The organism is Pseudomonas sp. NY5710 (assembly GCF_013305665.1).
Lineage (GTDB): Bacteria > Pseudomonadota > Gammaproteobacteria > Pseudomonadales > Pseudomonadaceae > Aquipseudomonas > Aquipseudomonas juntendi.
The window spans coordinates 1,260,506-1,275,048 of the sequence record NZ_CP045554.1; the positions used below are offsets into that span (position 1 = coordinate 1,260,506).

A 14,543-nucleotide genomic window follows, 5' to 3' on the forward strand; every position below is an offset into this window, starting at 1 on the left:
GCTGATAAGCTGCAGCCAATTGCACAGCGCGTTCGGGGTAAGCATGACAGTGGATCTGGCCAGCATTCTGCTTGGCGTGGTGGCAGGGGCGTTGCCCTGCCTGGGGTGGATCATGCAGCTCCAGCGCCGTCAGGGCGCACGGCAAGCCGAGCAGGCGTTGCTGGAGGAGCGTCTCAACGCCGCCCAGTTGGCCCAGGCCGGGCTGCAAGCGCAGCTGGATGCCAGCCGCGACGAAATCAGCGATCTCAGCGAAGCCAATACCCTCAAGCAGAGCGAGCTGGCCGCTCAGGGCCGTGAGCTGGAGTTGCTGCAGATCGACCGCGACAACGCCCGCGACGCCGCCCATGCCTGGCACCTCGAACGCGCCAACCGCGAAGCCGAACTGCGCCGCCTGGAGGCGCAAAGCGCACGCCTGGAGGCCGAACTGCGCGAACAGCAGGAAAGCCACCAGCAACGCCTGGAAGACCTGCAAGAAGCCCGTGACACCCTGCGTGCCCAGTTCGCCGAAATGGCCACCAAGATCTTCGACGAGCGTGAGCAGCGCTTTGCCCAGACCAGCCAGCAGCACCTTGGCCAGTTGCTCGACCCCCTCAAGGAACGCATCCAGTCGTTCGAAAAACGCGTCGAGGAAAGCTACCAACAGGAAGCCCGGGAGCGCTTCTCGCTGGGCAAGGAGCTGGAGCGCCTGCAACAGCTCAACCTGCGCCTGTCCGACGAAGCTACCAACCTGACCCAGGCACTGAAGGGGCAGAAAACCCAGGGCAACTGGGGCGAGTTGGTTCTCGAGCGGGTACTGGAGCACGCCGGCCTGGAGAAGGGCCGCGAGTACCAGACCCAGGTCAGCCTGAAGAGCGCCGATGGCGAGCGCTTCCAGCCCGATGTGCTGATCATGCTGCCGGGCGACAAGCAGGTGGTGGTGGACGCCAAGGTCAGCCTCACGGCCTATCAGCAGTTCGTTTCCAGCAATGACGAGGCCGCGCTCAAGCAGCATGTGCAATCGCTGCGCAGCCATGTCAAAGGCTTGTCGAGCAAGGATTACAACCGCCTCGAAGGCCTGCACAGCCTCGACTTCGTGTTGCTGTTCGTGCCCATCGAGGCGGCCTTCTCGGCGGCCCTGCAGGCGGAGCCTAACCTGTTCCAGGAAGCCTTCGATCGGCAGATCGTGATCGTCAGCCCCACGACCTTGCTGGCGACGTTGCGGGTGATCGACAGCCTCTGGAAGCAGGAGCGCCAAGGCCAGAACGCCCGGGAGATCGCCGAGCGGGCCGGCTGGCTATACGACAAGTTCGTCCTGTTCATCCAGGACCTGGACGAGCTGGGCAGTCGCCTGCAACAGGTGGACAAAGCCTATGCCGCGGCGCGCAACAAGTTGTGCGAGGGGCGCGGTAACCTGGTAAGCCGCAGCGAGCAATTGAAGTTGCTCGGCGCCCGCGCCAGCAAGAGCCTGCCGCCCGACCTGCTGGAACGGGCGATGGCTGACGCGGCGCTGGCCGATCGAGCGCTTACTGAACCAGGCTCAGATGGCGATTGAGCATGGCGCGCAAGGCCGCAGGCTTGACCGGCTTGGCCAGGTAGTCGAGGCCGGACGCATGCACCAGGGCAATGGTTTCCTTGCTGCCGTCGGCACTGATCACCACACCCGGTAGGGGTTCACCCAACCGCGCACGTAGCCAGCCCATCAGCCCGGTGCCGGTCTCGCCGTCGTCCAGGTGGTAGTCCACCAGCGCCAGGTGCGGGCGCAGGCCGTGGTCCAGCAAGGCGGCGCATTCGGCCTGGTTACGCGCAGTAGACACCTGGCAACCCCAACGGCTGAGCAGGCTGTTCATGCCGATCAGAATGCTGTCTTCATTGTCTACGCACAGTACCTGCAAGCCTGCCAGCGGCTGGCTCGCCTGTTCCAGCGGGGCAGGCTGTGCCGGCGCGGCCTGGCGGGCGATGGGCACACTGACCCGAAACACCGTACCTTTGCCTGGCCATGAACGCACTTCAAGTGGGTGGCCGAGCACCCGGCACAGGCCGTCGGCGATCGCCAGGCCCAGGCCCAGGCCCTTTTCGGCGCGGGTCTGGTGGCTGTCCAGGCGCTTGAACTCCTGGAAGATCACCTGCAGCTTGTCGTCGGCGATGCCTGGGCCGCGGTCCCAGACTTCCAGCCACAGCCGCCCGCCCTGGCGCCGTGCCCCCAGCAGAATCGGGCTTTTGCCATAGCGCAGGGCGTTGGTAAGAAAGTTCTGCAGCACCCGGCGCAGCAGCTTCATGTCACTGTCCACCCGCAGGCGGCTGCCGCGTAGGCGGAACTCCAGGCCCTTCTCGGCGGCCAGCAGCTTGAACTCGGCGCCGAGGGTGTCGAACAGTTCGGTAAGGGCGAAGGGCTTGGCGTCCGGGGTTATCTTGCCGTTTTCCAGGCGCGAGATGTCCAGCAGGTCGCTGATCAGCTCCTCTGCCGAGCGCAGCGAGCTGTCCATGTGCTGCACCAACTGCCGGGCTTCTTCATTCATGCCTTCGGCCTGCTGCGACAAGGCGGCGGAAAACAGCCGTGCAGCATTCAATGGTTGCATCAGGTCATGGCTGACGGCTGCCAGGAAGCGGGTCTTGGACTTGCTGACCGCTTCGGCCTGGCTCTTGGCTTCGGATAAGGCCTGGTTCAGTTGCGACAGTTCATGGGTGCGCTCGGCCACCCGTTGCTCCAGGCCTTCATTGGCATCGCGCAGTGCCTGTTCGGCCTCGCGAAATGGCGTGATGTCGGTGAAACTCATGACGAACCCGCCCCCGGGCATCGGGTTGCCGATCAACTCGATTACCCGGCCATTGGGGAACAGCCGCTCGGACGAGTGCGCACGGCCCTGGCGCATCCAGTGCAGGCGGCGCGCCACGTGCACCTGTGCCTCGCCGGGGCCGCACAACCCGCGCTCGGCGTTGTAACGGATGATGTCGGCAATCGGCCGGCCGACGCTGATCAGCCCCTCCGGGTAGTTGAACAGCTCAAGGTAACGGCGGTTCCAGGCCACCAGGTGCAGGTTCTGGTCGACCACGCTGATGCCCTGGTTGATGTTCTCGATGGCGCCCTGCAGCAGGGCGCGGTTGAACTGCAGGACTTCGCTGGCTTCATCGGCGATGCGTACCACGTCTTCCAGCTGCATGTCGCGGCCTTCGATGGCCGCCTTGACCACCGCGCGGGTCGACGAGGTGCCCAGCACGCCGGCCAGCAGCCGTTCGGTGTGTTCGATCCAGTCGCCGTCCGCGTTCTGGTTGGGGTTGAAGCCCTTGCCCTGGCGGTAGGCAAAGCGGATGAAGCTCTGCCGGGCGCGCTCTTCCCCGACAAAGCGCGATGCCAGGGTCAGCAGGTCGTCGATCTGTACCGCCAGCAGCGGCTTGCTGCTGGGCCGGGCGCTGGTCTGCTGGCCAATGAAGCGGCCAGCCTGCCAATGTTCGGACACCCGCGTGCGCGACAGCAGCGACACCCAGGCGAACAGGGTGAAGTTGCCCGCCAGCGACAACACCACGCCCTGGGTCAGAGGGCTGATCGGCAGGTTCAGCGGGTTGCCGTGCAGCCAGGCCAGCCCTGGGAACACCTGCAGCGGCCAGCCCAGACTGTGCGCGGCAATCGGCAACACCAAGGTGTAGAACCACAGGAAGATACCGGCAGCCAGGCCGGCAAACACGCCGCGGCGGTTGGCCTGCTTCCAGTACAGCGCGCCGAGCATGGCCGGGGTCAATTGGGTCACGGCGGCAAACGCGATCTGGCCGATGGTTGCCAGGCTGGCGGTCGAGCCCAGCAGGCGATAGCTGACATAGGCCAGCAGCAGGATCACCACGATGGTCACCCGGCGCACCGAGAGCATCCAGTGACGGAACGCTTCGAACGGCCGTTCGGCATTGTTGCGGCGTAGCAGCCAGGGCAGCAGCATGTCGTTGGAGACCATGGTCGACAGTGCCACGGCCTCGACGATGACCATGCCGGTGGCTGCCGAGGCGCCGCCGATGAACGCCAGCAGGGCCAGGCTCGGGTGGGCCTCGGCCAGCGGCAGGCTGATCACGAACGAGTCGGAGATCACGGCCCCTGGCAGCAGCATTTGCCCGGCCAGGGCAATCGGCACCACGAACAGGGCAGCCAGCCCCAGGTACAGGGGGAACACCCAGCGGGCCAGGCGCAGGTCTTGGGGTTCGATGTTCTCCACCACGGTAACGTGGAACTGGCGCGGCAGGCAGATGATCGCCATCATCGCCACGGCGGTCTGCACCACCATGGAGGGCCAGTTGATGGTCTCCTGCCAGTAATCCTGCAACTGAATCGACTGGCGTGCCTGGCTGAACAGGTCGCCGAAGCCGTCATACAGGTTGAACACCACGAAGATGCCCACAGCCAGGAAGGCCAGCAGCTTGATCAGCGATTCGAAAGCAATGGCCAGGACCATGCCACGGTGGTGTTCGGTCACGTCCAGGCTGCGCGTGCCGAACACGATGGCGAACAGCGCCAATACCAGTGACACCACCAGCGCGGTGTCCTGGACACGTGTGCCGGTGGCGTCGGCACTGGCGCCGATCAGCAGGTTCACGCCCAGCACGATGCCCTTGAGCTGCAGGGCGATGTAGGGCAGCACGCCAACCAGGCAGATCAGTGCCACCACCACCGCCAGGGTCTGCGACTTGCCATAGCGTGCGGCGATGAAGTCGGCGATCGAGGTGATGTTCTGCTGCTTGCTGATCAGCACCATCTTCTGCAACACCCAAGGCGCAAAAATCAGCAGCAGTACCGGGCCCAGGTATATCGGCAAGAACGCCCACAGTTGTTCGGCGGCCTGGCCAACGGCGCCGAAGAAGGTCCAGCTGGTGCAGTACACGGCCAGCGACAGGCTGTACACCCAGGCGCGCAGCTTGGGCGGCAACGGCGTGCTGCGGCGGTCGCCATAGAAGGCGATGGCGAACATGATGGCCATATAGGCCAGGGCGACCACGGCGATCAGCCCGCTGGACAACGACATGAAAACTCCGAAGCAATAAGATAACGCGGTCCCGATCTACCAGTCTGGCACGCCGGTGGCGCTTCGTCAGCGCCGACGATGGTCGCAGTGGCGCGTGGTCGCAGGGCCCGGCTTCGCTAACCGGCACTGGCCCTGCCGCGAGCGAGGCAGCTGACGCCTCAAAACCGCGATAGGTGGAGGATTGACAGCCCGGCATACGCGGGGAATACTGCCTCCAGAATTCATATATATGTTTATATAACAACAAGAGAGCGAGACCCATGCACCCACTGTCCGGTGATGCTCGACTGCCCCGTTACCAACAACTGCGCGACCACTTGCTCGAGCAGATTGCCAATAACCGCTGGCGCCCAGGTGAGGCGATCCCGACTGAGGCTGCCTTGGCCACCGAGTTCGACATATCAGTCGGCACCGTGCGCAAAGCGGTGGACGTACTGGTGGCTGAAGGCGTGCTGGAGCGTCAGCAGGGGCGCGGTACCTTCGTACGCCGCCCGCAATTCCAGTCTTCGCTGTTCCGGTTCTTCCGCTTCGAAGCCGCCAATGGCCAGCGCGCGGTGCCTGAAAGCCGCATTCTTGCCATCGAGCCGATGACCGCGCCTTCGGCGGTCGCCGAGGCACTGGGCCTGGCGGTGCACAGCGAAGTGATCCGTATTGTGCGTACGCGCCTGCTCGGCGCCCAGCCGGTACTGGCCGAAGAAATCTGGTTGCCGCGCCAGACGTTCCAGCCGTTGCTGGAGGTCGATCTGAACCGCGAGGGGCCGCTGCTGTACCCCCTCTATGAAGCACTGTGCGGCCAGGTGGTCGCCTACGCCGAAGAAACCCTGACCGCCGAAGCGGTTGACGCGGCGCATGGCCGCTTGCTGCAACTGCCGGCCGGCAGCCCGGTGGTGGTGATCGAGCGCCTGGCCCGTGACTACGCCGGCAAGCCGCTGGAATGGCGCCGCTCACGCGGCCATGCGCAGCACTTCCGCTACCGCATCGACATTCGCTAAGCCGGCGGCTGCACCCCGTATCCCTCTGCGCCGTGCCCATGCGGCGCGGTGGCTTCGCCTGCCTGGCGGTTACACGCACACACTAGAAGGATAACAATCATGTTCAGTTGGTATCGGCAGATCACCTCGCGGGAACGCAAGACATTCTGGGCCTGTTTCGGCGGCTGGTCGCTCGATGCGCTGGAAGTGCAGATGTTCGGCCTGGCCATCCCGGCGCTGATCGCCGCCTTCTCCCTGAGCAAAGCTGATGCCGGCCTGATCAGTGGCCTGACCCTGGTGACCTCGGCCATCGGCGGCTGGCTGGGTGGCACCTTGTCCGACCGCTACGGCCGCGTGCGGACCCTGCAGTGGATGATCCTCTGGTTCTCGTGCTTCACCTTCCTCTCGGCATTCGTCACCGGTTTTTACCCCTTGCTGTTGGTCAAGGCGATGCAAGGCTTCGGTATCGGCGGCGAGTGGGCTGCCGGCGCCGTGCTGATGGCCGAAACCATCAACCCGAAATACCGCGGCAAGGTCATGGGCACGGTACAGAGCGCCTGGGCCGTGGGCTGGGGCCTGGCCGTGGCACTGTTCATGCTGATCTACTCGCTGGTGCCGCAGGAATTTGCCTGGCGGGTGATGTTCTTCGTCGGCCTGTTGCCGTCGTTGCTGATCCTTTGGGTACGCCGCAACGTGCCCGAACCGGACAGCTTCCAGCGCCTGCAGAGTGCCAATGCCATCCCTGCCAGCTTCCTGCACTCCATGGCCGGCATCTTCCGCCCGCAGCTGTTGCGCGTGACCTTGCTGGGCGGCCTGCTTGGCCTGGGCGCCCATGGTGGGTACCACGCCGTAATGACCTGGCTGCCGACCTTCCTCAAAACCGAGCGCCACCTGTCGGTGCTGAACTCCGGTGGTTACCTGGCGGTGATCATCCTGGCCTTCTGGTGCGGTTGCGTGGTCAGCGGCCTGCTGATCGACCGCATCGGCCGGCGCAAGAATATTCTGCTGTTCGCCCTGTGCTGCGTGCTGACCGTACAAGCCTATGTGTTCTTCCCGCGGACCAACACGCAGATGCTGTTCCTCGGCTTCCCGCTGGGCTTTTTCGCCGCCGGTATCCCGGCCAGTCTGGGGGCGTTTTTCAATGAACTGTACCCGGCCGAGGTGCGCGGTGCCGGGGTGGGCTTCTGCTACAACTTCGGCCGCGTACTGTCGGCAGTGTTCCCGTTCCTGGTCGGCCACATGAGCGAGTCGATGTCCTTGGGCAGCGCCATTGGTATCGACGCTGGCATCGCCTATGGCGTGGCGGTGATCGCCGCCCTGTGCTTGCCGGAGACACGCGGGCGCAACCTCGAAAATGCCACGGCGCGGCACATCGGCGGCGTAGCTGCCAAGTAACCTGACTTTTCTGTATGAGAGCCATGCCCGACGTACCTCCTTTACACCTGAGCGCGATCGACAGCCACGCCCACGTTTTCAGCCGTGGGCTGGAGCTGGCCAGTGAGCGGCGCTATGCCCCTGATTACGATGCGCCGCTGGGCGACTACCTGGGCCAGCTGCTGGCTCATGGTTTCAGCCATGGCGTGCTGGTGCAGCCGAGTTTCCTCGGCACCGACAACCGCTACCTGCTCAGCGCTCTGCAGGCGATGCCGCAGCAACTGCGGGGGGTAGTGATGGTGGCGCCCGATGTCGAGCCGCAAACCCTTGCCGACATGGCCCGGTCAGGCGTGCGTGGTGTGCGCCTGAACCTGATGGGCCAAGCCCTGCCGGACCTGGCCAGTGGCCGCTGGCGACCGCTGCTCGAACGCATTGGCGAACAAGGCTGGCACCTGGAACTGCACCGGCAGGTGGCGGACATACCGGCACTGGTCCGCGCGCTCCAGCCCTATGGCCTGAACATCGTCATCGACCATTTCGGCCGCCCCGATGCCCGCCGTGGGCTGGGCCAGCCCGGGTTCGCCGAACTGTTGACCCTGGGCGGGCAGGGCAAGGTTTGGGTGAAGGTGTCGGGGATCTACCGGCTGGCGGGGGCGCCGGACGAGAATCTGGCCTTCGCGCGCTCGGCACTGTGCGCGCTGGAAGCGCACTATGGCGCCGAGCGCTTGATGTGGGGCAGTGATTGGCCGCATACCCAGCATGAGTCGGCGATCAGTTTTGCCACTGCAGTGCAGCAGTTCGATGCCTTGGGCTGCTCGGCCCGGCTGCGCCAGGCCCTGTTGGTGGATACCGCGCGGGCTTTGTTCGGTTTCGAATGAGCGCCTGCCGGTCGCGATCGACCCGCTGATCGTGGCGGGTTCTGCCCCCGGCGCTTGCCAGCCGCTGCATTTCCCATGCAGATTTGTGGCTTGGTGCGCCCGGCGCGCCTCCAATTGAAAAGCCATCAGGACCAAGGACGATGAGTCATTCCTCGCAATTCACCTTGCTCGGCAAGCGACGCTTCCTGCCGTTTTTCATCACTCAGTCGCTGGGTGCCTTCAACGACAACCTGTTCAAGCAGTCGCTGATCCTGGCGATCCTGTTCAAGCTCAGCCTGGGCGAGGGTGACCGGTCGATCTGGGTCAACCTGTGTGCCTTGCTGTTCATTCTGCCGTTTTTCCTGTTTTCGGCGTTGGGTGGTCAGTTTGGCGAGAAGTTCGCCAAGGACGCGCTGATCCGCGCCATCAAGCTGGCCGAGATCGCCATCATGGCGATCGGCGCGCTGGGCTTCATCACCAACCACCTGGCGCTGATGCTGGTGGCGCTGTTCGGCATGGGCACGCATTCGGCGCTGTTCGGCCCGGTGAAGTATTCCATCCTGCCCCAGGCCCTGCGTGAAGAAGAGCTGGTCGGTGGCAACGGGCTGGTCGAAACCGGCACCTTCCTTGCCATCCTGGCAGGCACCATCGGCGCCGGGGTGATGATGTCGGCCGACAGCTACGCCACCGTGGTGGCCGGGGGGGTGGTCGGCACTGCGGTGCTGGGCTACCTGGCCAGCCGCTGGATCCCCCGGGCGGCCGCGGCCTCGCCGAACATGCCGCTGGACTGGAATATCTTCAAGCAATCCTGGGTGATCCTGCGCATGGGCCTGGGCCAGCCGCCGGCAGTGTCGCGCTCGATCGTCGGCAACTCGTGGTTCTGGTTTGTCGGTGCCATCTACCTTACGCAGATTCCGGCCTACGCCAAGGAGTGGCTGCACGGTGACGGCACCGTGGTAACGCTGGTGCTGACGCTGTTCTCGGTGGGCATCGCGCTGGGCTCGCTGCTGTGCGAACGGCTCAGCGGGCGCAAGGTGGAAATCGGCCTGGTGCCATTCGGCTCATTCGGCCTGACCCTGTTCGGCCTGCTGTGGTGGTGGCACTCTGGCGATGTGCCAGCGGCCGCCGCGCCGCATGACTGGCTGGCGCTGCTGGGCATGAGCCAGGCCTGGTGGATCCTGCTGTCGATCATTGGCCTGGGGGTGTTCGGCGGCTTCTACATCGTGCCGCTGTATGCCTTGATTCAGGCCCGCACCGGCGAAGATCAGCGCGCCCGGGTAATCGCGGCCAACAACATCCTCAATGCCCTGTTCATGGTGGTGTCGGCACTGCTCACCATCCTCTTGCTGGGCCTGGCCAAGCTGAGCATCCCCCAGCTGTTCCTGGTGGTGTCGCTGCTCAATATCGCGGTCAACGCCTACATTTTCAGGATCGTACCCGAGTTCACCATGCGCTTCTTGATCTGGCTGCTCAGCCATTCGATGTACCGCGTGCAGCACCGTGACCTGCAGCGCATTCCCGACCAGGGTGCTGCGTTGCTGGTGTGCAACCATGTCTCGTTCGTCGACGCGCTGCTGTTGGGTGGGGCGATCCGCCGGCCGATCCGCTTTGTCATGTACTACAAGATCTACAACCTGCCGGTGCTCAACTTCGTTTTCCGTACCGCAGGGGCCATCCCGATTGCCGGGCGCAATGAAGACCAGGCCACGTACGAGCGGGCCTTCGCGCGCATTGCCGCGTACCTGGCCGACGGCGAACTGGTGTGCATCTTCCCGGAGGGCAAACTGACCGGTGATGGTGAAATCGATGTGTTCAAGGGGGGCGTCAAGCGCATCCTCGAAGAAACCCCGGTGCCGGTGATTCCGCTGGCCTTGCAGGGCTTGTGGGGCAGTTTCTTCAGCCGCGACCCACGCAAAGGCTTCTTCAAGCGGTTGTGGTCGCGGGTGACCATCGTGGCCGGTGCCGCCATCCCGGTGGAGGCGGCGCAGCCAGAAGCCTTGCGAGAGCAGGTCAGCCGCTTGCGCGGCAACCTGCGCTAGGGAAGAGGATCAGCTGGCGCTGACCTTCAGGCCGACCAGGCCAGTGATGATCAGCGCCACGCTAACCAGGCGTACCAGGGCCATGGATTCGCCGAACAGGATAATGCCGGCGATCACCGTGCCCACGGCACCCACCCCGGTCCAGATGGCGTAGGCAGTGCCCAGTGGCAACTCCTTCATGGCCAGGCCCAGAAGGCCGAGGCTGATAGCCATGGCGGCAACGGTGAGTACGGTAGGCAGTGGCTTGCTGAAGCCGTCGGTGTATTTGAGGCCTACGGCCCAGCCGACCTCGAACAGGCCGGCAAAGAACAGGATGATCCAGGACATGGTGCTTCTCCATCGTGGTGAATGATGGGGCCGTCCCCGGAATGATCACGCGGTGCGTCGTGAGGCCGTCCTCACAGTGAGCACTATAGTGCACACCTGCAGGTTTCAGGGCAAGCCTGGCTGTCACCCTAATGCCTGGCCGGTTCCACCCCTTCAGCCTGCTCCCCGGGCTCACCCATGCGCCGGAACCAGGTTGACAGGAGTGCCCCGGAAATATTGTGCCAAACGCTGAACAATGCACTGGGCACCGCTGCCAGGGGCGAAAAATGCGCCGCTGCCAATGCCGCCCCCAGCCCCGAGTTCTGCATGCCAACCTCTAGCGCCAGGGACTTGCGCTGGGCCAGTGGCAGTTTGCACAGCCTGCCGGTCAGGTACCCCAGCAAGTAGCCAAAGCTGTTGTGCAGCACTACCACTGCCATGATCAGCAGCCCCGATTCGGCAATTTTTGCCTGGCTGGCCGCCACCACTGCGCACACGATCATCACGATGCTCACCACCGACACCAGCGGCAGCACTTGCACTGCCGCCTGCACGCGGGCACCGAGCAAACGCTGGGCGATAACGCCAAGCACGATCGGCAGCATCACCAGTTGCAGGATCGACCAGAACATGTCCATGAAGGACACCGGCAGCCACGCCGAGGCCAGGAACCAGATCAGGGCAGGGGTCAGCAGTGGCGCCAGCAGGGTCGTGACGGCAGCAATTGCCACGGCCAAGGCCAGGTCGCCCCGAGACAGCCAGACCATCACGTTGGAGGCCGTGCCACTGGGGCAACAGCCAACCAGGATCACACCCACGGCAATTTCCGGCGGCAGCTGGAACAGCTGGCACAGCAGCCAGGCCATGCCCGGCATGATCACGAAGTGCGCAACCACCCCCAGCATGACCCGCCAGGGCTGGCGGGCGAGGGCGGCGAAGTCGTCGAGCTTGAGGGTGAGGCCCATGCCGAACATCACCAGCCCCAGCAGCGGCACGATGGCTACCTTCAAGGCGATGAACCATTGCGGTTGCAGGAAAGCCAGCAGGGCGAACACCAGCACCCACAGGGCGAAGGTGTTGCCGACAAAGCGGCTGAGGGCGGCGAGGGCACGCATGGGGCAATTCCTTTTCTATTTATGGCTTCAGGCATTTCACTGGCTTCTTCGCGGGCTTGCCCGCTCCCACAGGTACATCACAGTATCCAGAACCTGTGTTGTACCTGTGGGAGCGGGCAAGCCCGCGAAGAGGCCAGCACTGTCTCGGGATTTCTCCCAAGCCAGCACCGGCATTTCGAACAGCATCAGACCCCCTGCGGAATCTCCTCGCCACCCAGGGCCTCGAACAGCACCGGCAAGAACTCGGCAAAGGTCATCATCATCAGCTGGAAGCTGGCGTCGAACTGCTGGGCCGCCTCATCGCCACCGTCCTGTTCGGCCTGCTCCTGCAGCAGCTCTTCGAACTTCAGGCGCTTGATGACCATCTTGTCGTCGAGGATGAACGACAGCTTGTCCTGCCAGGCCAGGGCCAGTTGGGTAACCACCTTGCCGGTGCTCAGGTGCAGCTGGATTTCTTCGCCGGTCAGGTCCTGGCGTTTGCAACGCACGATGCCACCGTCTTCGGCGGTGTCGCGCAGTTCGCACTCGTCCAGCACGTAGAAGCCTTCAGCAGCCTGTTGCGACTTGACCCAGTCGGTCATGGTGGCAACCGGTGCGATTTTTACCGTCGCTGGGCGCACTGGCAGCGAGCCCATCACTTCACGCAGGGTCGACAGCAGGTCTTCGGCACGCTTGGCGCTGGCCGAGTTGACCAGGATCACACCCTGACGCGGGGCAATGGCGGCGAAAATCATCGAGCGGCGGATGAACGCGCGCGGCAGGAAGGCCTGGATGATCTCGTCCTTGATCTGGTCGCGTTCCTTCTTGTAGACCTTGCGCATCTGCTCGGTCTCGATCTCTTCGACCTTTTCCTTCACGGCGTCATTGACCACGCTGCTTGGCAGGATGCGTTCTTCCTTGCGGGCGGCAATCAGCAGGTACTCGCCGCTGACATGCACCAAGGGCGCGTCTTCGCCTTTGCCGAACGGTGCGATGAAACCATAGGTGGACAGCTCCTGGCTGGCGCAGGCGCGGGCCGGCTTGCTGGCCAGGGCGGCTTCCAGCGCTTCAGGCTCGAACGGTACTTCCTGGGTCAGGCGGTAGGTCAGCAGGTTCTTGAACCACATGCGGGGCAATCTCTCATTAATGCATAAGGCGGGCATTATTCTCCGAGCAGTGCTCCCAGGCCAACCCTGTCAGAGGGCCAGCAGTGGTTAATGCCGCAAGAAAACGCCTGGCAACGCTAGGTCTTTGAAAGGCCTGAGGTTTTTTTTGAAGAAAGTTTAAAAAGTGCTTGCCAGGGTGCAGGGGCGTACGTAGAATGCGCGCCACACCGAGAGACATGGGTGATTAGCTCAGCCGGGAGAGCATCTGCCTTACAAGCAGAGGGTCGGCGGTTCGATCCCGTCATCACCCACCACTCGATGTATAGCGCAGCGGTAGTTCAGTCGGTTAGAATACCGGCCTGTCACGCCGGGGGTCGCGGGTTCGAGTCCCGTCCGCTGCGCCATATTCAACTTCCAGGGCCCACTGAACACCCGGAAGTTACAAAGAAAGCGACCTTAGGGTCGCTTTTTTTTTGCCTGAAATTTTGTGCCTGGTTTAAATGCGCAAAAACTTCGATAAGGGCTTGCCAGAGCGAAAAGTCGCCCGTAGAATGCGCGCCACACCGAGAGACATGGGTGATTAGCTCAGCCGGGAGAGCATCTGCCTTACAAGCAGAGGGTCGGCGGTTCGATCCCGTCATCACCCACCACTCGATGTATAGCGCAGCGGTAGTTCAGTCGGTTAGAATACCGGCCTGTCACGCCGGGGGTCGCGGGTTCGAGTCCCGTCCGCTGCGCCATATTCAACTTCCAGGGCCCACTGAACACCCGGAAGTAACAAAGAAAGCGACCTCAGGGTCGCTTTTTTTGTGCCTGCATGCTTTACGAGCCCGCAGAACGCTGCAGTGTCAGCCACGGCGTTCTTCTTCACGCAACGTCAGCACTTCGAAACCGTCATCCGTCACCGCCACCGTGTGCTCCCATTGCGCCGACAAGCTGTGGTCGCGGGTAACCACTGTCCAGCCATCTTTCAGTTCGCGCGTGCCGCGCCCACCCTGGTTGATCATCGGTTCGATGGTGAACACCATGCCTGGCTTGAGCTTCATGCCCATGCCGCGCTGGCCCACGTGCAACACCTCCGGCGCTTCATGCATCTGCTGGCCGATACCATGCCCACAATATTCGCGCACCACGCTGTAGCCCGCGGCCTCGGCATGGGCCTGCACGGCGTGGCCGATATCACCCAGCGTGGCCCCTGGGCGCACCTGCTCGATGCCTTTCCACAGCGCTGCATAGGTGGTGTCGACCAGGCGGCGGGCCTCGTCGCTGATCGTGCCAATGCAGTACATCTTCGAGGCGTCGGCGATGTAGCCGCCCTGTTCCAGCGTGATGTCGACGTTGACGATCGAGCCTTCCTCAAGCACCTCGTCGGCCCTGGGTATGCCATGGCACACCACATGGTCCACCGACGTATTGAGCGAGTAGGGGAACCCGTACTGGCCCTTGCTCGCAGGCCGGGCCTTGAGCGTTTCGACGATGTAGGCTTCGGCGCGGTCGTTGATTTGCAGGGTGGTCACGCCGGGGCGGATGAAGTGGTCGAGGTCAGCGAATACCTGGGCCAGCAACTGGCCGGCCCGGCGCATCAGCTCGAGTTGGGCGGGGGTCTTGAGGATCACCTGGGGCATGGGGAAAGGGCGGTTGCTCATGCTGGAATTTGCCCCAGCATAGCGCCAGCGGGTGTGCACTTGCCACCGCATGGTGCGCAGGGTGCGCACGGTACGCCGGAGCGCGGGCGTGGTAGAAGCGTCTGCTCCAGCTGGCCCACTAATTGCTGGCTACCTCCCATCCCGGGCCATCAACGTCGACAGCCCGCACAT

Annotated in this window: 10 protein-coding genes and 4 tRNA genes; 9 read left to right on the forward strand and 5 right to left on the reverse strand. The window is 63.7% G+C overall.

Features of this window, described 5'->3' with window-relative positions; all coding sequences use genetic code 11:
- The first annotated feature begins 157 nt into the window (after positions 1-157).
- Positions 158-1,531 carry a DNA recombination protein RmuC gene (locus GEV39_RS05740; protein ID WP_173891657.1) on the forward strand — a complete coding sequence of 458 codons (1,374 nt, stop codon included), beginning with the start codon at positions 158-160 and terminating at the stop codon, positions 1,529-1,531.
- Here GEV39_RS05740 and GEV39_RS05745 read toward each other — a convergent pair.
- Positions 1,503-4,979, reverse strand: coding sequence for a hybrid sensor histidine kinase/response regulator (locus tag GEV39_RS05745; protein ID WP_173887848.1), 3,477 nt, complete (start codon positions 4,977-4,979; stop codon positions 1,503-1,505). The genes GEV39_RS05740 and GEV39_RS05745 overlap by 29 nt on opposite strands.
- A gap of 260 nt (positions 4,980-5,239) precedes the next feature.
- On the opposite strand from GEV39_RS05745, the gene GEV39_RS05750 reads away from it, so the two are divergent.
- The 4 genes from GEV39_RS05750 (at position 5,240) to GEV39_RS05765 (ending at position 10,220) form a co-directional block, all read left to right on the forward strand.
- On the forward strand, positions 5,240-5,971 hold the full coding sequence (locus GEV39_RS05750; protein ID WP_173887849.1) for a GntR family transcriptional regulator: 732 nt from the start codon (positions 5,240-5,242) through the stop codon (positions 5,969-5,971).
- A gap of 99 nt (positions 5,972-6,070) precedes the next feature.
- Positions 6,071-7,345, forward strand: a complete 1,275-nt coding sequence (locus GEV39_RS05755) for an MFS transporter (protein ID WP_173887850.1) — start codon at positions 6,071-6,073, stop codon at positions 7,343-7,345.
- A gap of 23 nt (positions 7,346-7,368) precedes the next feature.
- Positions 7,369-8,202: an amidohydrolase family protein gene (locus GEV39_RS05760; RefSeq protein ID WP_173887851.1), complete on the forward strand. Its 834-nt coding sequence runs from the start codon at positions 7,369-7,371 to the stop codon at positions 8,200-8,202.
- Positions 8,203-8,342: 140 nt separating this feature from the next.
- Positions 8,343-10,220: an MFS transporter gene (locus tag GEV39_RS05765; protein ID WP_173887852.1), complete on the forward strand. Its 1,878-nt coding sequence runs from the start codon at positions 8,343-8,345 to the stop codon at positions 10,218-10,220.
- A 9-nt stretch (positions 10,221-10,229) separates the two neighbouring features.
- On the opposite strand, the gene sugE is transcribed toward GEV39_RS05765, so the two are convergent.
- The 3 genes from sugE to rdgC all read right to left on the reverse strand — a co-directional run bounded on the left by sugE (position 10,230) and on the right by rdgC (position 12,747).
- Positions 10,230-10,547: a quaternary ammonium compound efflux SMR transporter SugE gene (gene sugE / locus GEV39_RS05770; RefSeq protein ID WP_009686221.1), complete on the reverse strand. Its 318-nt coding sequence runs from the start codon at positions 10,545-10,547 to the stop codon at positions 10,230-10,232.
- Between the two features lie 128 nt (positions 10,548-10,675).
- On the reverse strand, positions 10,676-11,641 hold the full coding sequence (locus GEV39_RS05775) for a bile acid:sodium symporter family protein (protein ID WP_173887853.1): 966 nt from the start codon (positions 11,639-11,641) through the stop codon (positions 10,676-10,678).
- Between the two features lie 185 nt (positions 11,642-11,826).
- A complete protein-coding gene (gene rdgC / locus GEV39_RS05780; RefSeq protein WP_009686222.1) occupies positions 11,827-12,747 on the reverse strand; it encodes a recombination-associated protein RdgC in 921 nt (306 codons plus the stop codon).
- A 217-nt stretch (positions 12,748-12,964) separates the two neighbouring features.
- Here rdgC and GEV39_RS05785 point away from each other — a divergent pair.
- The 4 genes from GEV39_RS05785 to GEV39_RS05800 all read left to right on the forward strand — a co-directional run bounded on the left by GEV39_RS05785 (position 12,965) and on the right by GEV39_RS05800 (position 13,466).
- A tRNA-Val gene (locus GEV39_RS05785) sits at positions 12,965-13,040 on the forward strand.
- A 13-nt stretch (positions 13,041-13,053) separates the two neighbouring features.
- A tRNA-Asp gene (locus GEV39_RS05790) sits at positions 13,054-13,130 on the forward strand.
- A 170-nt stretch (positions 13,131-13,300) separates the two neighbouring features.
- Positions 13,301-13,376, forward strand: a tRNA-Val gene (locus tag GEV39_RS05795).
- Positions 13,377-13,389: 13 nt separating this feature from the next.
- Positions 13,390-13,466 (forward strand) — tRNA-Asp (locus tag GEV39_RS05800).
- Positions 13,467-13,574: 108 nt separating this feature from the next.
- Here GEV39_RS05800 and map read toward each other — a convergent pair.
- Complete coding sequence (gene map, locus GEV39_RS05805) at positions 13,575-14,372, reverse strand: type I methionyl aminopeptidase (protein WP_392483518.1); 798 nt, start codon at positions 14,370-14,372, stop codon at positions 13,575-13,577.
- Positions 14,373-14,543: the final 171 nt, after the last annotated feature.